Below are 22727 nucleotides of genomic sequence, written 5' to 3'. Positions count from 1 at the left end.
AGATAATGAAAATCAAAACAGTGATAGCCATTAATATCGTGACAGGGTTATCTATTAGCAGTATTGCAAGTTTAGTCTACGCCCAACAAAGCGAAAACATCGGCTCTATTGTGGTAAATGATAAAGCGACCACTATCAAAGAGCGTGATAGAAAAGGGGCGGACGACCAATATGATAAAGACGAATCAAACATTTATATTAGTAAAGAAGAAATTGATCGTTATAAAGGCACTAACCCCGCAGACACCATTAACCATGCAGTAGGGGTATATAGTGGTGACGCCCGTAATAGCGGGGCGATAGACCCCAATGTACGAGGGATACAGGGGCAAAGGGCGTGTTCCGGTGACTGTGGATGGCACAGAACAGGCTATCACTGTGTGGCGTGGCTATAACGGGGCGAATAACCGCAATTATATCGACCCGAATATGATTAGCAGTATTAAAGTAATGAAAAGCGCAACGCTAGACCGTAATGTGCGTACATCGACAGGCGGTGGAGTGGCGATAACCACCATTGGTATTGACGATGTTATGGATAAAAATGACAAATTTGGTTTTGATATTAAATTAGAAACATCGAGTAACTCTACAAAGCCGCGGATTAACCATTTAAACCACGGTATAGATTATCGTGATGATAAGCGCCTATTGAGTACGTTAGACATGCAGAAGTTTCGTGGAATTTATTTTCAAGATCACGAAATGCTTGTTGATGCTCGTAGTAAAGGTAACGCCAATTTCTTTAATCTGCAAGATAACGCAGCACGCATTGCCGTTGGAACACGGCAAGAAAAGTTTGATTTGATGCTGGCATACAGCTACCGCAACCAAGGCAACTATTTTGCAGGGCGCCGTGGGGCGGATAAATTTTATGATGATATTATTACCTATGACCCTAATAACACAAATAAGGCGATAGACCCCTATATACCCTTTGTAGCCAGAATTTACGGGCCAAATACAGAGGTGGCGAATACCTCGAATGAAATGTCGACGTTGTTGACTAAATTAAATTTGATGTTACCGAATGCGCAAGATTTATCTCTGGGTTATATGCGTACAGTGAGTCATTATGGCGAAATTATGCCATCACAAATTCGTTATCATGATCTTGAGGGGAAAATTCCGCAATGGCCTTTGGCTTACTTGGCGCTAAATACTTTTTACGCCAATTATTCGTTCAAACCTGAGTCCATTGGTTGGATTGATTTTCGCTTAGGTTATTGGTTGACAAAAACTAATTTAAACTCAAATACCGCAGGTGGCCAGCCTAGGGAACCAATGGAAAGAGATTGGAATTATGAATTTGGTCGAGATAAAAATGTGGCTAAAAACCCTGCCATTAATGGCACCTTAGTTGATGGCATTAAATTAAACCAACTTAACGATCGCTATGGTGTTTCATTATCCAATAAGTTTCAAATTACACCTGAATTTAAAGTGACTTTAATGGGAAGCCTAATTGATGAAACCATTGGTAGTCGTGAAGATATTTTTAATTCGGATTCTAGCCCCAAGGGGAACATGTTCCGTGCTATCCCAAGGGAAGGTAAGCGTCGGGAATATAATGGTACTATTCGGTTTGATTGGCAGCCTACTGATTGGTTAAGCCTGAATGCGGGGGCTCAATATATTAGCTATTGGTCAAGGGATTTATTAAAAGAGAGACGCATTGCGGCCAAAGATGTAAATTATGCGCCCTATAGCCATATAACCGCTCGAAACTATAGGTTATCCCGTTTATTAAGTGCAGAAGAATACCAAACAATACAGCAGTATGTTGATGATAAAGGGAATACATACGAAGATATAAAAGAAAAACTTTATAATCAGAGAATTTTTATCGAAAAAGCACTAAAAATGAAAGCTAATTCATTAAGTGATGCTAGCTATCGAGAGGATATAAATAGAAAAAAATTTGAGTTTAGAATTACAGAAAGAAACAATATAGTGAAATGGAAGGTCGATGAAAATAACCGGTTTATACGCAAAAATAACCCATTCTATAATGGCGAGATTGATTTAAAAGAAGAAATAATAGATCCCGTAACAGGTTTAAAAGCGAAAAAATATCGATTGGGATCGCTTAGTAATAAAAAAACAGATGAAGTTATGTTCACAGATGACCAAAAATTTAAAGCGCCAAAAAGAAATGAAGAATCGGCTTGGGCGCCAGCGTTAGGAGCAACTATTTACCTAACAGAGAACGACCGAATATTTGGGCGTTATTTAGAGACCGTTAGAATGCCAAGTATCTTTGAAGACACTATTGGTTTTTCAGGGGGACGTGAAGCAAACTATGTGCCGCCGGTTTATTTGCCAGAACGTAGCCATACAATAGAACTGGGATATGTGCGTAATTTCCAAGAACTGGTTGCGGCAGAAAATCATGCTGACTTACGTATAAATTACTACAACACCGTAGTCACAAATGCCTTTGATAGGAACGACAGGTTAGTCTTTACGCAGGTTGATAAACATAACACAGCTGGTTTGGAACTATTGGCACGTTATGATAATGGCTGGGTATTTGGTGACTTAGGGGTAGATTACCGCTTAAAAAATGAAGTTTGTGATGAAGTCTCATTGATGGTGATGGACCCCTATAATAAATTTGGGGGCTCAGAGTGTACAACAGCTGGGTTCCCCGGCGGCTATTTACGTACTCAATTGCAACCCAAATACAGTATTCATGCCAACCTAGGTTTACGTTTTTTAGATGAAAGCTTGGAAGTGGGTAGCCGTATGCGTTATCACAGTAAAGCAAAAAATGAGGATGAGGCGGAAATGATAGATAAATATCCATTCTCATATGCACCATTAAATAATAGCCCAATGAGCTGGAATGCGGTTTTTACTGCTGATGCTTATGTTAATTACCAGTTTAATAAAGACCTATCGTTTGAATTATTAGCTACAAATTTATTTGATGAATATTATATTGATCCTCTAACCCGCAGTATGATGCCGGCACCGGGTAGAACTATACGCTTCAATGTAACAAGTCGCTTCTAAAAGGGATTCCCCTTCGTTGATGTAGTTATGTTTTGGCATTAGCGAAGGGGCTATTAGGGATATTAAAATGCTTACTCTACGTTTTAATTTTGCTGTTATGGTTTCGCTATTATTTCATTTTGGTATCGTTTTTTATTGCTTAAGTGCTGAAAAAACACGTCACGCACAAATTTATACGCCAATAAAGGCGGCGATTATCTCTATTGCATTGACGCAAAATGTAATTGAAAAGCAAATAAGTGATGTCACATTAAATAATAAACTAACTGGCGGTTTACTTTCTGAACCGCAACAAAATGAAAATGCGGTAATCAAAGTTGCTAATAAAAAAAGTACGCATAGTGATGAAAATAAAGTTTCGGATGTACAGAAAAAAGTTATCGAGAAAAAAGAACAAAAACAACCAAATAAAAAAGTGATTAAGCGGAAAGAACAACAACAAAATAAAAAAAACGATGATGTAAAACAAGAACAGCAAGCTGGCCAAAATAGTACTTTATCAAATGCCGCAGGGGAACAGGGTGCGCAAAATACGAGGGCAGTAGGGGATAATATAAGTGCGAATTATCAATCTTATATTGATAAATTACGTAGAGAAATAGAGCGCCATAAACGTTACCCAAGAAAAGCGAGAAATACCCATATTCAAGGAAAGGTTCTGGTGAATTTTACGCTTACGTCATCGGGAGAGATAACAAGGGTGAGTATTGCTAAGTCTTCTATGCATACACAACTCGACCAAGCTGCGTTGACGGCTATAGCAAAGAGTCGCCCTGTTGGCATACCACCAGAGGGTTTAAAAAAACAGATAACATTGTCAATTGAATTCGAGTTATAAATTGCCTAATAGCGGTGGGCTTTCAACCTGAATAGCTGTTTGAAATTAGCGCCCGAGGGTAGTTCTTAATTTATTGTTTTATATTAATAAGATAAAAGCAAGCCGCGACCTATTGAATTAATCCTAAAATTAGACAGCGGCTTTCTTTGCAAATTACTTTTCTTCTGTTGTTGTTTTTATTTCGTCACCTTCAGGTAGCGTAACGTTTAGTTCAAGAACAGAAATATCATCCCCTTTTTGCTCAAATTGCACTGATAACATCTCAGGGTCAACTTGGACATACTTACAGATAACCTGCAAAATATCTCTTTTCATATCTGCAAGATATGGGGGCTCGCTATCACCACGGCGGCGTTCTGCAACGATGATTTGTAATCGCTCTTTTGCGATATTCGCTGTCGTTTTTTTTCTCGACAGAAAGAAATCCAATAAAGCCATTATTTATCCCCCAAATAGGCGTTTTAAGAAACCTTTTTTCTCTTCTTCAATGAAACGGATAGGGCGATCTTCACCTAAAATACGAGCAACACAATCATCATAGGCTTGGCCTGCATCAGATTCTGTATCCAAAATGACCGGTTCACCTTGGTTAGAAGAGCGCAGTACAGATTGGTCTTCCGGAATAACACCAATCAAAGGAATACATAAGATTTCCAGAACATCTTCCATGCTTAGCATATCGCCACGGGTTACACGGCCAGGGTTATAGCGTGTTAACAATAAGTGTTCCTTAATCGGTTCTTCACCTTTTTCTGCACGACGTGATTTTGACGCTAAAATACCTAAAATACGGTCAGAGTCACGGACAGATGAAACTTCCGGGTTGGTAGTTATAATGGCTTCGTCAGCAAAATAGAGCGCCATTAAAGCGCCACTTTCGATACCTGCGGGGGAGTCACAAACAATAAAATCAAAACCAAGGTCGTCGCTCAATTCGTCAAGAATTTTGCCTACTCCTTCACGCGTTAATGCGTCTTTATCGCGTGTTTGCGAAGCAGGTAAAATGAATAAATTTTCGGTGCGTTTATCTTTGATTAAAGCCTGATTCAGGGTTGCATCACCTTGGATAACGTTTACGAAGTCATAGACTACTCGACGTTCACACCCCATGATGAGGTCAAGGTTACGTAGGCCGATATCAAAATCGATCACCACCGTTTTATTCCCTTTTTGTGCCAGGCCAGTAGCTATGGCCGCGCTTGAAGTGGTTTTACCAACGCCACCTTTACCTGAAGTCACTACAATTATGCGTGCCATGAATAATTCCTTGTAAATAAGGTCTAATTTAAATATTCGATATTAAGTTTGTTATCAACTAAACAAAGTTTAGCTGCTTTGGCGAGAAATTCAGCAGGGATTTGATCGCTCAGCCAATATTCACCTGCAATGGAGACCAGCTCAGCTTGCAAATGAGTACAATAAATCTGACTTTCAATATCGCCGGAGGCCCCTGCTAATGCACGGCCTCGCATCACGCCATAAATATGGATATTACCATCTGCTAATAGTTCTGCACCTGCACTAACATTACTTGTGACGATCAGATCACTATTTGGTGCATAAATACGTTGTCCAGAGCGAACAGGGGTATTGATAATACGAGTTTTACGATATAAAGGCTCAGTTTGAACTGTAGCAGCCTGAGGCTCAGGCTGAATCTCAACAGGTTTTTGACTTTTACCTTCGCTTAATATCGGTAAACCAGCATCGTTTGCTTTTTGTCGCATTTGCGGGTTAGTACACCCACTAACCCCAACAATACGTAATCCCGCAGATATAACAGAACGATGAATGCTCTGTAAATCTACATTTGGGGATAATTCAGCAATGTTAATCACGACAGGAGCATTTTTAAAGAAATCAGGAGCTTGATTTACTTTATCTTGCAGCGCTTTTTTGATGAGTTTAGGCTCTTCACTGTATAAGTGAATAACTGAAAGAGTAAAACTGCTGCCTTTAAGTTCTATTGGCGATTGTGGCATCTATCCAGACTCAGCAAATTAAAATTTCCGAAACAATCCTCGGGTGAAGATATTCTGTAAAACAATAGCATGTTATAGTTACTATATACTTCAAGCAAGCTAATGAACTAAGAAAAAGAGTTAAATATAATGATTTGTGCAATTTATAGAAGCCCTAAACGTGACCAAACTTATCTTTATATTGAGAAGAAAGATGATTTTTCACGTGTTCCTGATGAATTATTAGCCCAATTTGGTACACCTCAATTTGCTATGCTTGTCTCATTAGATAAGCGTGAAAAGCTCGCCAATGCTGACTTGGCAAAGGTTAAATCTGACCTCTTAGAAGTTGGTTATTACTTACAATTCCCACCTCCGGTGGAAAATTTGCTTTCAGAACACAAAGAACTGAATAACTAGAGCAAATTAAGAAAATCCTGAAAAGCAATGACAGTCTGGAGGAGACAAATGAAACCAACGTTATTATATACATTAGTCGCTGGTTTGTTTTTAACAAGTTGCTCTGCAACTCATAACGAATCAATTGTTACTCAACCGATTACAGCAGAACAAAATGCGGCTATAGCGCAAGAAGTCGTTGCTTTAGATAAAGCATTTCCTATTGAACAACGTGAACCATCACAATTTCCTGCTTATGTGGAATTACTGAAAGAACATGCTATTGAACAGGGGATTAAGCCTGCCACCATTGAACGTGCTTTTGCTAATATCCATTTTATTGAGCGTGTAGTGAAAGCAGATAAAGGCCAACCAGAGAAAAGGGCGACGGTTACGTTAGCAAGCTATTTAAAAAACGTATTACCACAATCGCGTATCAATGCAGGCTATGACAAATATTTAGAAAACAGATCCACTCTAGATGCTATAAGTGATAAATATGGCGTTCCACCTCAGTTTATTGTTTCATTATGGGGATTAGAAAGTGGTTTTGGGCGCTCACAGGGTAAAGAAGATGTTATCTCGGCACTCGCGACATTATCTTTTGAAGGACGAAGAGAAGCGCTTTTTAGCAAACAACTTTTAGCTGCGCTTGAGATAATGGATAAAGGTTATATCCCAGAAGATCAACAGCTCAAAGGTTCATGGGCTGGAGCGATGGGCCAGAGTCAATTTATGCCAACCTCTTATTTGTCTTATGCAGCAGATGGTGATGGTGATGGTAAAATGGACATTTGGAATAATAAATCTGATGTTTTTGCATCCATCGCTAATTATTTATCAACAGAAGGTTGGCAAGCTAAATTACCATGGGGTTACCAAGTTAACTTACCTGTAGATTTTAATAAAACGTTGGAAGGTGTAAAAGCAGAACAAGGAAGATCTGTTAGTGAATGGCAAGAACTAGGTGTTACATTACCTGCATTCGCTCAGTTACCTTCAGGCGTAAAAACGTGGGTGGTTATTCCGGATGACCCTGAAGGCAGGACATTTTTAGTGACCGAAAATTTTCGAACCATTATGCATTGGAACCGCTCGTATTATTTTGCATTGAGTGTATGCATGATGGCAGATGGTATCGCTAATAAAATACAATAACGATAATAGGAGTACTATTATGTATCAACATCGTGACTGGCAAGGTGCGTTACTGGATTTCCCTGCAAATAAAGTTGTTTGTGTTGGTAGTAATTATGCAAAGCATATAAAAGAAATGGGGTCTGCTATACCGGAAGAACCTGTTATTTTTATTAAACCAGAAACTGCCTTGTGTGATATTACTCAATCAATTGTTATTCCAAAAGATTTTGGTGCTGTTCATCATGAAATTGAAATGGCAATCTTAATTGGTATGCCATTAAAAAATGCAGACGAAGATCGTGTATCACGTTCTATCGCCGGTTATGCAGTTGCATTAGATTTAACATTACGTGATTTGCAGGCTAAATTTAAAAAAGCAGGTCAGCCATGGGAAAAAAGCAAATCATTTGATGGTTCATGTCCAATTTCTGGCTTTATTCCTATTAGTAACCCAAATGACTTACAAAATGTTCAGCTTTCTCTGGAAATAAATGGTGAAGTTCGCCAAGAGGGCTCAACGCGTGATATGATCACGCCAATTTTACCTCTGATTAGCTATATGTCCCGCTTTTTCACATTACGTGCAGGGGATGTCATCTTAACGGGTACACCTGAAGGTGTTGGCCCATTAGCTTCTGGTGATATGCTAAAATTATCAATTAATGATCACTCGCTGACTACACGGGTTATTTAAGTATAGGATTAAAAAGTATTATGTCGCAGTTCTGGCAATTTAAAACTTTAGATGAAATGACGGATGAAGAATGGGAATCTCTCTGTGATGGTTGCGGGCAATGCTGCTTACACAAATTAATGGATGAAGATACAGATGAAATCTATTTTACTAATGTCGCTTGCAATCAGCTAAATCTAAAAACTTGCCAGTGTAAGCATTATGAAGACCGCTTCAGTTATGAAACGGATTGTATAAAACTTAATCGCTATAACTTAGAAACATTTGGATGGCTGCCAAGCACTTGTGCTTACCGTTTGTTATTAGAAGGGAAGCCTCTCCCGGCCTGGCACCCATTAAAAACCGGCTCTAAAGCGGCAATGCATAATGAAGGCGTGTCTGTTCGCCATATCGCGGTCAGAGAAATTGATGTGGTGGATTGGGAAGAACACATTATGAATAGGCCGATGGGTAGGGGGTAGTAGTAACCCTCTATGATACAGTAAGTTATTATGGAAATATCACTTTCAACTGTAGGCTTATTTGCCATTCTAAATATTGCTATTTTACCGGCAATAATTTCTTTTTTTGAAAAATTTAGCCAAGTTGCATCGATGATGATTTATTCATTTTAATTGGTGCATTATAGTGTGTTAAATGAAAGTAAATAATAATCACACTACTACAAGGTGTGATTATTTATTCTATTAGTTATAGAAGTTTTCAATAAATATTCAATATTGCCTTCTAGTTATTAGCCTTATCAGTCTTAAAATTTTAACTGCATGAAAATCTATCTTTAAAACCAACCTCTCACAATTTTTTATGTTATATCTTAAAACCATAATATTTTTATTTGAGGAAAAATGATGATTTGTGACCTCTCATTTTGCTTTTCTCAAGATACTTAGCTAATCTATTTCTTGTAAGAGTAACATGGAGGATGGAAATGAAAACATTTGGTGTGGTACTCACAATTATAGGTCTCATTACCGCGATTATTTCTTACAATATGGATGTAAGTATTCCTATCGTTTATGGTGAGAGTGTGAAGGATTCAGGGCTGGCATTTGATAGGCAGAATTATATTATTGGCAGTTTGCTAATTGCCTTTTTTGGCATTTTGATTGTCCTTTTTGACAACAAAAGGCGTAAGTAAAATGGCTTTTATTTATTAATAAAATCAGTTTATATTCGTCTCATTCCATAATAATAAATAAACGTTCCAAATTAACTAAAGAATATTTCTTATGAAGAAAACACTTATGTTAGTGAGTTTTGCTGCTATTTCCGGATGTGTTTCCAATACAACCGCAATTGAGTCAAAAGCGGTAGGCATGGCCAACCCTGCTTCGGTGTATTGTGAACAAATTGGTGGGAAATTAGAAATTAAGAGAACAGAGCAAGGGCAACTCGGGTACTGTATCTTGCCCTCAGGTGAGAAAATAGAAGAGTGGGCTCTATACCGTCAGAACGAACATTAACCAATTATTCACTTCTTGATTACTGCTACAGCGAAAACTTAGTGAAGATTTTGCTGTAGTTCCAATCTAACAGTTCCAATCCAATAATATTTCTATTTTGCATTAATTATTTCTTGAAATTAGCCGATATTACTACTAGTTGTCAGCGTATTTTTGTCATTTGATCAACTAAATAGCGATGTAATAACAGGACTAATACTTATTAAGCTCATCATAAGGGGGGAGGCAATATTTTGATAGCTTCATATAGATTTAGTAAGGATGACCTCATCTGTTTATGGCAAATTATTGATATAAAATATTTTTATCCACTAATGTCTCATAACCGGTAATTTGTTGTACTAAAATAGAAACAGCTACCTTATGTTATGTAATTGCTAAATAAATTAGTCTTATTAGAGTGATTGATTTGCCAAAAAGACGTTAAACTGTCTGCTAGTGGATAAGTAATAGAGTAAAACATCATCTTTTAGCGATGGCTTTTTGGATTTGATCACACTTTAACACACGCAATGAGTTATTTAGGAATATTCTTAATGTTAAAAATTGATGCATAGACCACATTTCCATGGGGTGTTCGTTTTAAGAAAACATCATTATTTTCATTAGGTTATAAAGCAAGAAAATTGATATAACACAGTTTATAGTTTGTACAATTAATCGGGGTTTCTTATCCTATATCAAAAATAATGATAATTTTTTTTAACATAGCTTCGGCTAAATAATTTGGTATTCTGGTTTTTACTACAAGATCAAGTTGAATGAATAAAGGATTATATTGCGATTTTATCGCTATTTCCTTTATCATTTTTATTTCCCTCATTCCATTTATTTTTTAATTTTGATTAAAATCGACATTTACCTCGTAAAAATTCACATTTTTAAACTTTAATAACGACCAAAGCAGACTGTTAATATAAAAGAACGCCTATACACCCATAGTGTGTTAATTTGATATTCAAGCATAATAATTCGAAATTTAATATTTGTAATTGACGGGTATTACATATCTTCACAGATCAATAAATATTAATTATATTAATGTTTAAGCCTTTATGTGATATTCATTATTAGATTAATATTGTGGATATTTTGCGACAGAAAGTATCAAAATGTGAATTAAAATGTGTATTCAATCCAATTATAACGATTTTTGTATTTTATAATAATTTTCATTTTTTAGTTTGGTTGAATTAAAATAAGATAATACAAAATTAATAGATATTAAAATCTAAATATTAAGCTTTGTACGAGTAAATTAGTGGAATCAGCACATCAAAATGCTCAATCAATAGGTTTGTTTTAATAGTCTTTACCTATCAAAAAATTAATAAGTGATGAAAAAAACGATTTAATAAAATTTAAGTTATTATGTATCCTCTCTTCGAAATCATATAGAGCATATGATTATAAATTCTAAATAGGACTAATTAAGAAAGATATTTATTTGCATTAGTAAAAATGGTTTAAAAATGAAACATAAATGACTAACTGTATTCAATATGCGGTGGAGTTTTTATTTTTCTTTATTTACCAATAAATTAAATAAAAACTTAATAAGTTCTTTAAATGTAAGAATAAAAATCTCATATTAGGAAATGAAAATGAAGAAAGTACTACTGACCGCTGTTGCTACAACAATCATCGGCTTATCAACAGCTAATGCAGCAAATAAAGTTGGCGGTGGCCAAGTTAACTTTAACGGTAAAGTAACTGATGTTTCTTGTACTGTTTCTGTTGACGGTCAAGGTAGCGATGCAAGCGTATACTTAGCACCAATTTCATTGGAAGAAATTCAAGCAGGTGGTAAAGGTACATTATTAAAACCAAAAACATTTGCAATTGATGTGACTAACTGTTCAGCAACATCAGTTGGCGGCAACGCTAAAACGATCGGTGTGGTGTGGACTGGTGGTAACTTATTAAGTGGTAGCGAAAAATTAGGTTATTTAGCGAATACTGATTCTACTGGTGCGAAGAATATCCAATTTGTCTTATCGGCTGATGATGCTAAAAAATTCATCGTACCAGGCGGCGACAATCAACAACCATCCGAACTTATTACCCAAATTGACCAAGGTTCACGTTTCCAATATTACGTAGGTTATATCACCGATAAACCAACAGAAGTTACTGCAGGTGAAGTTAAAAGCTACGCAACTTACGAAATCACTTATCAATAAGAATAGGTTGGTTGTTTTAAGTTAGTGTTATTAGACGTTGTAGTAAAACACTAATGGATATTATTGCAATAAGCGGTAGAACACTGCCGCTTTTATGTTTTGAGGTTTAAATGAAAGCTATCGTATTAGCATGTTGCTTTATCTTCAGTATTAATTCGTTTGCTAACAATATAATTGTTAATGGTACGAGGTTTATTTACCCTGGAGATGAGAAAGAGATCACCGTACAACTTTCAAATACAGCAGAACGTCCTGCGGTTGCTCAAGCTTGGCTTGATACAGGTAATGCATCAGAAACACCTGATACGATAAAAACCCCATTTCAAATTACTCCTCCTGTTTCTCGAGTAGAAGCAAAGGGTGGTCAAAATTTACGCATAAAGTTAATGGATAAAGGGCAAATTCCCCAAGATAGGGAAAGTTTATGGTGGCTTAATATTCTAGATATTCCGCCTACTGTAAAAGGCAAAGATGGGGAAATGCAGAATGTTTTACAGCTAGCAATTCGTTCTCGTTTTAAGTTTTTTTACCGGCCTGTTGGGCTAGGTAGCCGAGAATTAGCTCCTGAACAGTTAGTTATCAAAACAAATGGTAAGAATATTGTTATTGAAAATCCAACACCTTTTTATATTACGGTCACAAAAATATCCACCGATGGAAAGGTTGGCCTTACAGATAAAACTGTTTTAATAGAACCCAAAAATCAAACATTAGTTGAATTAAAGCAGGCAATTAAGTCTGGCAGTAAGGTTGTTGTTAACAATATTAATGACTATGGTTCAGATGTTGCGGTGACTCTAACTGCAAAATAGGAATATATAATGAAACAGCGAGAGTTAAACAATAAATATAGCAATACACTCTCTGTAGTCTGCTTTATTACGTCATGGATTGTTCCCGTATTCCATGCCTCAGCTGAAGAAGAAACCTATGAATTCAATAGTGGCTTTATTATGGGAAGTAAAGACAACGTTGATTTAGACCGTTTTAATGCGACAGGGATTAGTCCAGGAAAGTATTCAGTTGATGTATATACGAATAATGATTGGAAAGGGCGTTACGAACTTAATTTTGAAGAACAAAAAAATAAACAATTAGGGGTTTGTTATACCCGAGAGTTACTTTCAAACTTAGGTATTGATACTGAAAAATTTAATCCATCAATTGATAAAAACAGTGCTACTTGTCTGCCGTTGGATGAGTGGAACAGCGACAAAGAAGTTAAAGATATATTTCATACGTCGACACTACGTTTAGATATTTCTGTACCGCAAATTTACGAACAAAAAATTTCTCGGGGTTATGTTTCTTCGCAATTTTGGGAAACAGGAATTCCTGCATTAAATATTGGCTATATGGCTAATTACTATGATAGCCATATCAGTGGAAACCAAGGTTCAAATAGCTCTAGCGCCTATTTAGGCGTTAATGCTGGCTTAAGTTATGATGGTTGGCTATTGAAACATATAGGGAATTTGGGTTGGCAACGTTCTACAGGTTCTGAATGGAATAGCAATCAAACTTATCTGCAAAGGCCCATTGCCGCACTAAAATCAAAAGCGACTATTGGGCAGTTTTATACGGATGGTAATTTATTCGATAGTATTGGCTTAAGAGGGGCTAAGCTAACAACGGATGACAATATGTATCCAGATGGGATGACAACTTATGCGCCTGAAATTCGGGGGATCGCTCAAAGTAATGCCTTAGTGACGATTCGGCAAAATGGCAATATTATTTATCAAACAACCGTGTCTCCTGGGCCATTTAGTTTGAATGATGTTTACCCATCGGGTTATGGTAATGATTTGAATGTTACAGTAAAAGAGGCTGATGGTAGCGAGACTAATTTTAGTGTGCCGTATTCTTCGTTAGCACAATTATTACGTCCAGGGTTTACGCGTTACCAAATAGCGGGCGGTAAATCTGATTCTGAAAATTTAAGAAATCGTCCTTTTGTTATGCAAGCGACTCTTCAGCATGGGATTAATAATACATTTACCCTTTATGGTGGGGTCACTGCTTTTGATGATTACCAAGCTTATTTGTTAGGAAGTGGTATTAATACTGGGATTGGTGCGGTTGCAATTGATGTAACGCAATCTCGCATTGTATTAAATCATCGTACAGATTATGGGCAAAGTTATCGTTTTACATTTAATAAGTTATTCACTGAAACAGACACTAATCTTGTGTTAGCAGCATATCGATATTCAACGAAAGATTATTACAATATTAATAATGCACTTTATGCTATTGATAACGATAAACGTGGCGTTGTCGATACATTAGGGCGTGAAAAAAATGGTTTCAGTTACACTATTAACCAAAATTTACCTGAAGGTTACGGTGGAATTTATTTCATGGGGCGTATTTCAAGTTATTGGGATAAGTCAGGAATAGAAAAACAATATCAACTAAGTTACAACAATAGCATCAATCGCCTTTCATATGGTTTGTCATTTATGAGGGTATATACACAAAATAGCCATGATAAAAAAGATGACAGGCTCGGTGTGAACTTGAGCATTCCTCTTTATTGGGGAGAGAATCAGGTGTCCACCTTAACGTCTAATACTACATTTAATAATGAAAAGTTCGGAAGTAGCCAAATAGGTACCAGTGGTACGTTTGACCGTGATAATAATTGGACATACGGAATCAATACCTCAGTTGCAAATGGTGGTGCGAAAAATATCGGTCTTAATACTAGCTACCGTACATCGTCGGTCAATACAAATGCGAATTACAGCCAAGGTGAAGGTTATCGCCAATATGGTGTAGGCGCAAATGGGTCATTAGTTTTGCACTCCGGTGGAATAACGCTAACGCCGAATAATGCAACCACAATTGCATTGATTGAGGCGAAAGACGCAGAAGGTGCATCAGTGGTAGGGGCGATGGGGACGACAATTGATAGTCATGGTTATGCTATTGCGCCTTATGTAAGAGCTTATCGCACTAATAAAATCGAAATTGACCCGAAAGGCAGTTCTGAAGGTATTATTTTTGAAAATATGTCATCACAGATAGTTCCTTATGAAGGTAGTGTCGTTAAGGTTAAATTTGGTACTAAGATTGAAAAAAATGTGGTTTATAACGTTAAAAGATCTAATAACAAACCACTACCATTTGGCGCTAATGTGACAGACCAAAAAGGTGAGGCAATCGGTATTGTTGGGCAAGGTGGTATGGTGTTCATTAGCAGTGAAATTGCAACTAATGCCATTATTACGTGGGATAAAGGTCAATGTACATTCTCATTAGCTGCAGGAAATAGTAAGGAAGTTCTATGTCAATAAAAAATCAATGGTTTTGGTATATTGGGGTAGGGTTACTATTTACCGCAAATGGCGTATCTGCAAATAATGGGCGCCCTGGATACATCTATATGAATAGTTGCGAAAGAACAAGTCAGCCGGCATATAGAGTAGATATGAGACTTGGAAAAATTGTTGTAGATCCTAACCTTCCGGTTGGGAGTGTAATTAAAACACAAGATTATTCAATGAATACTAACCAAACCTACCTCTGGTGTCGTGGAAAGGTGAATATTGAGGCTGAAGTGGTCATGCCTGATTTACGCGATATTGGTGGGAAAGTTTACCAAACGAATGTTGAAGGTATTGGTTTAAAATTCCACCGTTCATCGGGTCGGCAGCATTCTATGACTTACCCAAGTACTTTTCCTACAAATGTGGGATATTATAGTACCCCAATGTCATTAAATGATTCTACTTTTACGCTAAGTATAATAAAAACGGCTAAATATACAGGAACCGGAACACTAGCAAGTGGTATTTATACCACTTATGGATATAAACCTAATAACAGTCCAATCTTAGTTAGTTATTTAGATGCAAATGCTATTACTATCGTTTCTCCATCCTGCCAAGTGACAAGTGGTGAAAATCAAAATGTAATGTTAGACCCTATAAAACGAGTTCAATTAACAGCGAGAGACCAGCCTGCTGGTGAAAAAGATTTTACTATAAAGTTGAAATGTAGTGGCGGTACTAGTTTTACGGGTAAGACTAATATTGATGTTACTTTTAGCGGGATAAAAGCGACAGGGACTCAAGTAAACGGTGTTTTAGCAAACCAAAGTACCTATAGCCCAGCAAAAGGAATTGGTGTTCAAGTTATAGAACGAAAAGATAAAAGCCCAATCAATTTTGGCCGCCCATATCGTGTAGCATCATTAAATAATAATGATACAAAAGATATCGATATAGAACTTACCGCTCGTTATTTTCAATATGAAGACAGAACTTCACCCGGTGAAGTTTATGCTCAAATGCGCTTTGATATTACATATGATTAATTATTAAAAGTATTTTATTTAATAATAAAGGCTGATTTTATATTTAGAGTCAGCCTTTATTTTATATTAAAAATGATAATTCGTAGTTATTATAGAAGACTTATTTCAAATCAACAATTATGCTTTCAGCAACATACTGTCGTTCTTTATTGATATGTTCGGATGCATCATTTTTTTCATTTTTTAATCCACTAGTATAACCTTGGAAAAACCATTCAATGGGGCAATTTAGCGCTTCAGCGATATCAACTAAATGATTGATAGGTATTTTATTAATTCCATTTTCATAACGTGAGATTTGCTGTTGACTTAAATTTAATTTATTAGCTAAATTAGCTCCAGATAGACCGAGTTCTTTTCTCCGGTTTTTTATTTTAATACCAATTATAGTATGAATGTCCATATGACATCCTCAATTTATATGAAGGGTTATTATTTAATGCACTAAATTAAAATTACATTTGATAGTATATTAAAAACTAAAGTGTTTTAAAAGATTTAATGAACATAAATATGATGAAAATCGCGATTTAGAGCTTTAAACATTAATAAATAATAACATTGTTTATAGTAAGGGATTATAACGAAAATAAGTAAAATAGCTAATGCAAGAATTCATCAAACTAAGATTGTTAAAATAAGAATTAATATTAACAAATTTAAATTGATACTTAAAATTTAATGGTTATAAAAAATGGTTAATTATTTTCTTTGTTTTCAGTTAGTTGCTTTCTTTTTGGGATGTGTAAGATTGAAAGTGTAAAGTTAAATCATGAGAATAAATGTTAATTTTTTGTTTTTATGGGTTGGCGGAGTTATTATTTGAATAATTAAAGATGACTAATAAATCAATAATATTTATTAGCTATCAAATAAGTTGATTTAAATAAAGCTATAAACATCTTAAATGATTACTTTTGAAAAAGGATCATGATTAGCATCTTTATTCCATATATACTCCATTTTAAGCGCAATATTATTTGCAATGTCTCGGTTATAAAAATCGCAGATAATCTGTAATGACATATCAATACCTGCGCTAATGCCAGATGAGGTATAAAACTTATTATCATGAACCCATCTTGCTTTAGATTGCCATAATACTCGGTCATTGAGTTAAGTTACCCACTGATAAGCGAGCTTATTTGTTGTAGCCTTAAAGCCGTTTAAAAGGGACGTTTGAGCAAGAAGTGCGGAACCAGTACAAACTGAAATGACAGTTTCCGCATACTCGACCTGTTTTTTCAGCCACTGAATATAATCATCATTCTGCGATAATGAGCGAGTACCTTGCCCTCCAGGTATCAAAATATATTGATAGAATGGGGTAAGTATAGGGCGTGTATTGACTGTAACCCCTTGAGAGCTAGTCATTGCCTTTCCTGAAGGTGATATAAATTCAATTTGGCAATGTTCTAAGCGGCCAAATACTTCAACAGGCCCCATAACATCAAGGGTTTCAAAATTATCAAAAGGATAATTGCGATGGAATTTAGCTGCATATTTTTTTCAGGAGTAGCCATTATTAAACGTATTTTGCCATGATCTGTATTTCATTATTGGGATTTTGTGCACTCTATTACATTTATTTTTCCTTGCGCTAAACAAAATTTTACAAGCGTGATAAGACATAAATGTAAGCACTCAAGTATACTGTATAAACCTATTGTAACTTTTATTATCAAATTAGTGAGGTTAACAATGAAATTATATATTTATGACCACTGTCCGTTTTGTGTCAGAGCAAGAATGATTTTTGGTTTAAAAAAGTTAGCAGTAGAGCAAATCGTTTTATTCGATGATGATATAGAAACACCGACAAAAATGATTGGTCGAAAAATGTTACCTATTTTACAAAAAGATGATGGAAGCTATTTACCTGAAAGTTTAGATATTGTTCATTATGTTGATAGTATTAATGAACCTAAATATGCAAAAGGGAGTATTGCTCCTGAAATAGAGACTTGGTCTAAAACGGTTTCGGTGGTGGTATATAAGCTTGTAACACCACGCTTTACTCAAACGGATTTTCCCGAAATCAGTACAGCGGAAGCTAGAGCAGCATATATAAGCAGAACATCAAAATCTTACGGCGACTTAAATGAGCTTAAAAAAGAAACACATACGTTGCTAGTTGAATTAGAGCCGCAATTATCTTTATTAGATGCGTGGTTAGAAACACGGAGCGAAGATATTGATATTAATGATTTTATTATTTTTCCAACCTTACGCAGTTTGAGTATTGTTGAGCACTTATCATTTAGCACAAACATTCGGAATTATATGGAGCGAATTGCAAAATCTACGAATATTAACTTGCTATTTGATAAGATTAAATAGCTTACTTGGTTGCCAGTTTAGTGGGTTTTGTTAAATGCCAACCGCCTCTAAAAGAGGCAGGTTGTGCAGGATAATCCATTAATGGACGTAGTCACGTAGTGTATAAACTAATTTGTAATGACCCTGAATTAATATTAGCTGATTGTTTTTTAAAGAAATAACAGCGCCATCAGACAGTACTCGGTTTATCATTGAATCCCATTTAGATAAATCTTCATCAACACATTCGAGTTCCGTTCTAGTTAAGTTTTTTACAGTAATTTTTGCGTTTTTGATATCGCCAAACCCGTTAAAATCATTACACATTGATGCAGAAACAAACATTTTCTCGCCAAAAGAAAGGGAAGGAGCTGTTTGCTTACTGTTAATGGCCTTACCATTCACTTCAGTGAGAATAAAACGATGATGCATTAATTTATTTTCAAGTGCTTGGTCATCATTTCGCGCATTGACTTGATGAGTTTGGCAAGCTGCTAGCAATAAACCCAAAATTGTAAGTGGAATTAGGCGTTTCATGGTTCCAGACCCAACTATGCGTTAACAATATTAGGGCAAATTTCCCCGCGACTTATTTGACGGATATTATTAAGCGTAGTTTGACTGATGCTTGTTAATGCTTCTTCCGTTAAAAACGCTTGATGCCCTGTAAACAATACGTTGTGGCAAGAGGAAAGTCGACGAAAAACATCATCTTGTATGACATCATTAGATTTATCTTCGAAAAATAAATCGCGTTCGTTTTCATATACATCCATACCTAAAGCGCCAATTTTCTGCGATTTTAGTGCATTAATTGCCGCAACAGAATCGACTAATGCGCCTCGGCTTGTATTGATGATCATGACGCCATTTTTCATCTTCTTAAAGGCGTCTTCATCGAGTAAGTGATGATTTTCTGGTGTTAATGGACAATGAAGAGAAATAATATCTGATTGCTCATATAAAGTATCTAAGTCAACATATTCAGCACCCAAATCTAAAACAGCTTGGTTCGGGTAGGGGTCATGTGCGAGTAAACGCATTCCGAATCCCTTTAAAATACGTAGTGTTGCTTGACCAATTTTTCCTGTGCCGATAATACCCGCAGTGCGGTTATGCATATTAAAGCCTGTTAATCCCTCGAGAGAGAAATTTGCATCTCGAGTACGCTGGTACGCACGGTGGATCCTGCGATTAAGACATAGCATCATACCAACAGCATGTTCGGCGACAGCTTCAGGAGAATAAGCGGGCACGCGGACAACCTGAATACCTAATTCTTTAGCTGCTTGTAAATCAACGTTGTTAAAGCCAGCACAACGTAAAGCTAAAATTCGAATATTTAGTGCGGCAAGCTCTTCCAAAACAGCGCGATTAGCTTCATCGTTAACGAAAATACAGATGGCATCGGCACCAACCGCATTTTTAGCGGTCTGAACCGTCAATGGAAAATCAAAATATTCAATACTAAAATTAAATCCAGAATTTTGATTTACTTGTTCCATGTGCTTGCGGTCATACTGTTTGGTACTATAAGAAACAATTTTCATCATAAAGACTCCAATTTTTAGGAACCAATTAGAAAAGAGTAGGTAAAAAGGTGTACCTACAAAATATAAACTCAGAATAAGGCAATTAAGTTTGTAAATCACCTATAAATTAAGAAAATAGGTATCTGTTTACGATTGAATGTGGTTTATCTTTGTTAGTATCACGTTTAATAAGAAAATTTTGCTGAAAATTATCATGTGCGCTATAGAACAATTCGAACAAGGGACGCAGTAATGCAGTTAATAAAAAGAGCATTCAGAACATTACTCTACTTTTTGGGTGGAAGCGCTGCTCTCTTAATACTCTTATGGATAACGATATCCCACTGGGTGCCAGTTGTCGCATCGCACTATCTTCCTAAGCCACTTAAACTTTCATTTTCAGAACCAAGAATTAGTTATGGTCAATTGGATATAGCAAGTATCAGTATAACAGCAAACAATTGCACTTTGGTTCAATTGAATAGCACAAGGTTTTCTGTCTTTCCCTTGCATGCTATTGTGGATGGTCTTGATGTTAAAACTGAATGTTTAAGTGCTCTTGAGCCAACTAATGAAACAGTTAATGAACCGATTAATATTGCAGAGTTTATCGATAATCTCCCTGTTTTTTCATTAGTTATAAATAATACCAATATACAACCATGGAGTGATTACCAAGGTAGTATCTGGTTGCGTAAAAATCAGGTTAACTCTCTACAGTTTGATTTTAGAGGGGATAATTTAAGATTATCATCTTTAATTACGGCTGAGCATCAATTGGTTATTAAAGATTTCTCTGCGTACCTACCAGAACAAAAGCAAACAATAGAGTTATTTGGTGATGTTCAATTGCCATTAATGGCTAATCAATTTCCCGAAAAGGGGGAATTGAATGCTTACTTTAAGTTAATCAACCCAGAAAAATTTTTACTGGCTGAATTTGGTTGGGTGAATGGCCAAGGGGTATTAACGGTCAAGGATACAGAAACACAAGAAGAATTACTTTATCTACCATGGGCGCTAACACCATCTAACATACAGATATCTCAAGGAAAATGGCAATGGAAAGAAGCAGATATTCCTTTGCAGGGGGGAGTTAATTTTCAAGTCGATAACTGGGATAAAACGTTAAGTGAAATGGTTTTCTCAGGGCGTGTCAATATGCTTACACAAGCGAAGAAAGGTAAAGCTAATATTGTTTTAACACTGCCAGCCACTCAAATAGACTTACTCGATACGAATATTAATTTTAGTTTAAATGGCCAAGTTAAATATGATGACATGGTGCTGGATATTAATTTACCCGCTAAGCTTTCAGGTCAGCTAGCAGCCCCAAAAATTTCTTTTTTATCCAGTTCATTATTAAGAGCTTATGGCCGCCTTTCTGAAACACTTGTTCTGAATGAAGTTAGATTACCACTCGCGGGAACATCATTAAGTGAAGATGGTATTTCAGGGCGTTTACAAGCTATCCTTAAGGTTAAAGAACAGTACTGGGGAGATTTCGACATTCATTTGGATGGTAAAGCCAATAAGTTTGCTTTAGATAAGGGAAAATGGTTTTGGAATTATTGGGGAAATGCCAATTTGCCTTCATTATCAGCTAATTGGGATATTAAGGGTAATGGGAGTTGGCAGGACACTTTAATCACATTAAATAGCTTAAATACAGGGTTTGACCAAATACAATATGGGCTCTTATCGATGAGAGCTCCACGCTTACAGCTAAGTAAGCCATTGGTTTGGCAGCGTGATCAGAATAAAGCCAATTTTAATGGAAAATTACAGCTTACCAGTGAACGGATGCAATTCGGTACTGAAAGTTATCTGCCAAGGATCACATTAAACGCAGATCTTAGTGGAAAATCTCCTGCTGAATTTCAACTTAAAGGCGATTTAAGTACTAAAGATGTAGGGCCAATAGTCATTTTTGGGCGCTGGGACGGTGAAAGATTAAGAGGGGAAGCTCGTTGGCCTGAACAGTCGGTCACGGCTTTTCAAACGTTAATTCCTGCTGACCTTGGTATTGAATTAAAACAAGGAAAATTATTTTCTCAAGCCGCTTTTTCAATAACGCCGGAAGATGGTTTTATTGCAGGAGGACACTGGCGCGTAGAGAATACTAGTCTTTGGTTAAAAGATGGCGAATTATCAGGATTAGATTTTGTTTTACCGTGGCGTTTAAAACAAAGTACTTGGACTTTGGGCGCTAAAGTACCTGTTGAGTTGCGTATTAAGCAGCTCAATAATTTATTCGAATTAACTGATATTAAAGCAGATCTCTCTGGTTCTTATCCGCCAACGGAAAATTCGCCATTAAAACTGACTAATGTAGGCTTTAAAACATTAGGGGGTGAAATATCGATGGATTTACTGCGTTGGCCACAAACTCAAGCCGCTACGATAAAATTAAGGCAGATTGAACTTAGCCAGTTATTTACCATACTAAGAGTGTCGCAATTTGCTGTTTCCGGTAAAGTTAATGGTGAATTACCTTTTTATTTAAATAACCCAGAATGGATAGTTAAAGATGGATGGTTAGAAAATAGTGGGCCATTAACATTACGATTAGATCCCCAATTTGTTGATTCTATCCGAGAAGATAATATATCTGCAGGTTCCGCAATGGGGTGGTTACAATATTTGGAAATAAAACGCAGCCGTACAGATGTTAATGTTACAAATTTAGGGATGTTAAAGATGACAACAATCCTTGAAGGGTATAACACGCAAGAAAAGAAAAAACGTGAAGTTCATTTGCATTATCAACATGAAGAAAATATCTTTCAATTATGGCGTAGTTTACGATTTGGTAGCTCTTTAGAAGAGTGGTTGGAAAAAAATTTATAATGAGCA

General features: G+C 36.2%; 21 protein-coding genes and 1 pseudogene. 15 read left to right on the top strand and 7 right to left on the bottom strand.

The genetic code is table 11. From position 1 onward, the window contains the following. Positions 1 to 5: 5 nt before the first annotated feature. The 3 genes from PR767_RS00770 to PR767_RS00760 all read left to right on the top strand — a co-directional run bounded on the left by PR767_RS00770 (position 6) and on the right by PR767_RS00760 (position 3856). Positions 6 to 395 (top strand): hypothetical protein, encoded by a 390-nt coding sequence (locus tag PR767_RS00770; protein WP_272519746.1) that lies wholly within the window; start codon positions 6 to 8, stop codon positions 393 to 395. Further along, positions 346 to 3018, top strand: coding sequence for a TonB-dependent receptor domain-containing protein (locus tag PR767_RS00765; protein WP_272519745.1), 2673 nt, complete (start codon positions 346 to 348; stop codon positions 3016 to 3018). The genes PR767_RS00770 and PR767_RS00765 overlap by 50 nt, the downstream gene beginning before the upstream one ends. A 67-nt stretch (positions 3019 to 3085) precedes the next feature. Beyond that, entirely contained in the window at positions 3086 to 3856 is a 771-nt protein-coding gene (locus PR767_RS00760; protein WP_110731912.1) for a TonB family protein, read from the top strand. Between the two features lie 153 nt (positions 3857 to 4009). Here PR767_RS00760 and minE read toward each other — a convergent pair whose 3' ends face one another. Genes minE through minC form a run of 3 tightly spaced genes read right to left on the bottom strand, consistent with a single transcriptional unit; the run spans position 4010 to position 5838 of the window. Further along, positions 4010 to 4294 carry a cell division topological specificity factor MinE gene (gene minE / locus PR767_RS00755; protein WP_004910733.1) on the bottom strand — a complete coding sequence of 95 codons (285 nt, stop codon included), beginning with the start codon at positions 4292 to 4294 and terminating at the stop codon, positions 4010 to 4012. 3 nt (positions 4295 to 4297) lie between these two features. Beyond that, positions 4298 to 5113: a septum site-determining protein MinD gene (minD, locus tag PR767_RS00750; RefSeq protein WP_004910734.1), complete on the bottom strand. Its 816-nt coding sequence runs from the start codon at positions 5111 to 5113 to the stop codon at positions 4298 to 4300. A 23-nt stretch (positions 5114 to 5136) separates the two neighbouring features. Then, positions 5137 to 5838: a septum site-determining protein MinC gene (gene minC / locus PR767_RS00745; protein ID WP_004910735.1), complete on the bottom strand. Its 702-nt coding sequence runs from the start codon at positions 5836 to 5838 to the stop codon at positions 5137 to 5139. Positions 5839 to 5967: 129 nt separating this feature from the next. On the opposite strand from minC, the gene PR767_RS00740 reads away from it, so the two are divergent. The 10 genes from PR767_RS00740 (at position 5968) to PR767_RS00695 (ending at position 16020) form a co-directional block, all read left to right on the top strand. Beyond that, entirely contained in the window at positions 5968 to 6237 is a 270-nt protein-coding gene (locus PR767_RS00740) for a YcgL domain-containing protein (RefSeq protein ID WP_004910736.1), read from the top strand. Between the two features lie 48 nt (positions 6238 to 6285). Then, complete coding sequence (locus PR767_RS00735; protein WP_004910737.1) at positions 6286 to 7374, top strand: lytic murein transglycosylase; 1089 nt, start codon at positions 6286 to 6288, stop codon at positions 7372 to 7374. Positions 7375 to 7393: 19 nt separating this feature from the next. Further along, positions 7394 to 8050 (top strand): fumarylacetoacetate hydrolase family protein, encoded by a 657-nt coding sequence (locus tag PR767_RS00730; protein WP_004910738.1) that lies wholly within the window; start codon positions 7394 to 7396, stop codon positions 8048 to 8050. A gap of 20 nt (positions 8051 to 8070) precedes the next feature. After that, complete coding sequence (locus PR767_RS00725; protein WP_004910740.1) at positions 8071 to 8511, top strand: YcgN family cysteine cluster protein; 441 nt, start codon at positions 8071 to 8073, stop codon at positions 8509 to 8511. A gap of 467 nt (positions 8512 to 8978) precedes the next feature. After that, positions 8979 to 9188: a hypothetical protein gene (locus tag PR767_RS00720; protein WP_004910742.1), complete on the top strand. Its 210-nt coding sequence runs from the start codon at positions 8979 to 8981 to the stop codon at positions 9186 to 9188. Between the two features lie 91 nt (positions 9189 to 9279). Then, positions 9280 to 9513 (top strand): putative hemolysin, encoded by a 234-nt coding sequence (locus PR767_RS00715; RefSeq protein WP_109913289.1) that lies wholly within the window; start codon positions 9280 to 9282, stop codon positions 9511 to 9513. Positions 9514 to 11117: 1604 nt separating this feature from the next. Continuing rightward, positions 11118 to 11696 carry a fimbrial protein gene (locus tag PR767_RS00710; RefSeq protein ID WP_004910744.1) on the top strand — a complete coding sequence of 193 codons (579 nt, stop codon included), beginning with the start codon at positions 11118 to 11120 and terminating at the stop codon, positions 11694 to 11696. Positions 11697 to 11806: 110 nt separating this feature from the next. Next, positions 11807 to 12508: a fimbrial biogenesis chaperone gene (locus PR767_RS00705; protein ID WP_102140365.1), complete on the top strand. Its 702-nt coding sequence runs from the start codon at positions 11807 to 11809 to the stop codon at positions 12506 to 12508. 9 nt (positions 12509 to 12517) lie between these two features. Then, positions 12518 to 14998 (top strand): fimbria/pilus outer membrane usher protein, encoded by a 2481-nt coding sequence (locus PR767_RS00700; RefSeq protein ID WP_272519744.1) that lies wholly within the window; start codon positions 12518 to 12520, stop codon positions 14996 to 14998. Continuing rightward, positions 14989 to 16020 carry a fimbrial protein gene (locus tag PR767_RS00695; protein WP_164528882.1) on the top strand — a complete coding sequence of 344 codons (1032 nt, stop codon included), beginning with the start codon at positions 14989 to 14991 and terminating at the stop codon, positions 16018 to 16020. The genes PR767_RS00700 and PR767_RS00695 overlap by 10 nt, the downstream gene beginning before the upstream one ends. A gap of 100 nt (positions 16021 to 16120) precedes the next feature. Here PR767_RS00695 and PR767_RS00690 read toward each other — a convergent pair whose 3' ends face one another. Further along, positions 16121 to 16423, bottom strand: coding sequence for a helix-turn-helix domain-containing protein (locus PR767_RS00690; protein WP_004910749.1), 303 nt, complete (start codon positions 16421 to 16423; stop codon positions 16121 to 16123). A gap of 713 nt (positions 16424 to 17136) precedes the next feature. Then, a pseudogene (locus PR767_RS00685) lies at positions 17137 to 17481 on the bottom strand (DJ-1/PfpI family protein); the annotation flags it as partial. Positions 17482 to 17721: 240 nt separating this feature from the next. Here PR767_RS00685 and grxB point away from each other — a divergent pair. After that, positions 17722 to 18360, top strand: a complete 639-nt coding sequence (gene grxB / locus PR767_RS00680) for a glutaredoxin 2 (protein ID WP_211888801.1) — start codon at positions 17722 to 17724, stop codon at positions 18358 to 18360. A gap of 78 nt (positions 18361 to 18438) precedes the next feature. On the opposite strand, the gene PR767_RS00675 is transcribed toward grxB, so the two are convergent. Both PR767_RS00675 and PR767_RS00670 read right to left on the bottom strand, forming a co-directional pair. Next, positions 18439 to 18876: an META domain-containing protein gene (locus PR767_RS00675; RefSeq protein ID WP_164528881.1), complete on the bottom strand. Its 438-nt coding sequence runs from the start codon at positions 18874 to 18876 to the stop codon at positions 18439 to 18441. A gap of 14 nt (positions 18877 to 18890) precedes the next feature. Beyond that, a complete protein-coding gene (locus PR767_RS00670) occupies positions 18891 to 19889 on the bottom strand; it encodes a 2-hydroxyacid dehydrogenase (RefSeq protein WP_272519855.1) in 999 nt (332 codons plus the stop codon). A 234-nt stretch (positions 19890 to 20123) separates the two neighbouring features. On the opposite strand from PR767_RS00670, the gene PR767_RS00665 reads away from it, so the two are divergent. Beyond that, positions 20124 to 22721 carry a YdbH family protein gene (locus PR767_RS00665; RefSeq protein ID WP_272519743.1) on the top strand — a complete coding sequence of 866 codons (2598 nt, stop codon included), beginning with the start codon at positions 20124 to 20126 and terminating at the stop codon, positions 22719 to 22721. Positions 22722 to 22727: the final 6 nt, after the last annotated feature.

This window comes from Providencia sp. PROV223, assembly GCF_028479245.1.
Taxonomy (GTDB): domain Bacteria; phylum Pseudomonadota; class Gammaproteobacteria; order Enterobacterales; family Enterobacteriaceae; genus Providencia; species Providencia rettgeri.
The sequence above is the reverse complement of the archived record's forward strand: the minus strand, read 5'-3'. Positions and strand labels throughout refer to the sequence as shown.

Coding starts and splice junctions, on each gene's coding strand:
- PR767_RS00700 (WP_272519744.1), top strand. CDS start 12,518: ATGAAACAGCGAGAGTTAAACAATAAATATAGCAATACACTCTCTGTA.
- minE (WP_004910733.1), bottom strand. CDS start 4,294: ATGGCTTTATTGGATTTCTTTCTGTCGAGAAAAAAAACGACAGCGAAT.
- PR767_RS00710 (WP_004910744.1), top strand. CDS start 11,118: ATGAAGAAAGTACTACTGACCGCTGTTGCTACAACAATCATCGGCTTA.
- minD (WP_004910734.1), bottom strand. CDS start 5,113: ATGGCACGCATAATTGTAGTGACTTCAGGTAAAGGTGGCGTTGGTAAA.
- PR767_RS00665 (WP_272519743.1), top strand. CDS start 20,124: ATGCAGTTAATAAAAAGAGCATTCAGAACATTACTCTACTTTTTGGGT.
- PR767_RS00715 (WP_109913289.1), top strand. CDS start 9,280: ATGAAGAAAACACTTATGTTAGTGAGTTTTGCTGCTATTTCCGGATGT.
- PR767_RS00760 (WP_110731912.1), top strand. CDS start 3,086: ATGCTTACTCTACGTTTTAATTTTGCTGTTATGGTTTCGCTATTATTT.
- PR767_RS00695 (WP_164528882.1), top strand. CDS start 14,989: ATGTCAATAAAAAATCAATGGTTTTGGTATATTGGGGTAGGGTTACTA.
- minC (WP_004910735.1), bottom strand. CDS start 5,838: ATGCCACAATCGCCAATAGAACTTAAAGGCAGCAGTTTTACTCTTTCA.
- PR767_RS00740 (WP_004910736.1), top strand. CDS start 5,968: ATGATTTGTGCAATTTATAGAAGCCCTAAACGTGACCAAACTTATCTT.
- PR767_RS00690 (WP_004910749.1), bottom strand. CDS start 16,423: ATGGACATTCATACTATAATTGGTATTAAAATAAAAAACCGGAGAAAA.
- PR767_RS00670 (WP_272519855.1), bottom strand. CDS start 19,889: ATGAAAATTGTTTCTTATAGTACCAAACAGTATGACCGCAAGCACATG.
- PR767_RS00735 (WP_004910737.1), top strand. CDS start 6,286: ATGAAACCAACGTTATTATATACATTAGTCGCTGGTTTGTTTTTAACA.
- PR767_RS00705 (WP_102140365.1), top strand. CDS start 11,807: ATGAAAGCTATCGTATTAGCATGTTGCTTTATCTTCAGTATTAATTCG.
- PR767_RS00770 (WP_272519746.1), top strand. CDS start 6: ATGAAAATCAAAACAGTGATAGCCATTAATATCGTGACAGGGTTATCT.
- PR767_RS00730 (WP_004910738.1), top strand. CDS start 7,394: ATGTATCAACATCGTGACTGGCAAGGTGCGTTACTGGATTTCCCTGCA.
- PR767_RS00725 (WP_004910740.1), top strand. CDS start 8,071: ATGTCGCAGTTCTGGCAATTTAAAACTTTAGATGAAATGACGGATGAA.
- PR767_RS00720 (WP_004910742.1), top strand. CDS start 8,979: ATGAAAACATTTGGTGTGGTACTCACAATTATAGGTCTCATTACCGCG.
- PR767_RS00675 (WP_164528881.1), bottom strand. CDS start 18,876: ATGAAACGCCTAATTCCACTTACAATTTTGGGTTTATTGCTAGCAGCT.
- grxB (WP_211888801.1), top strand. CDS start 17,722: ATGAAATTATATATTTATGACCACTGTCCGTTTTGTGTCAGAGCAAGA.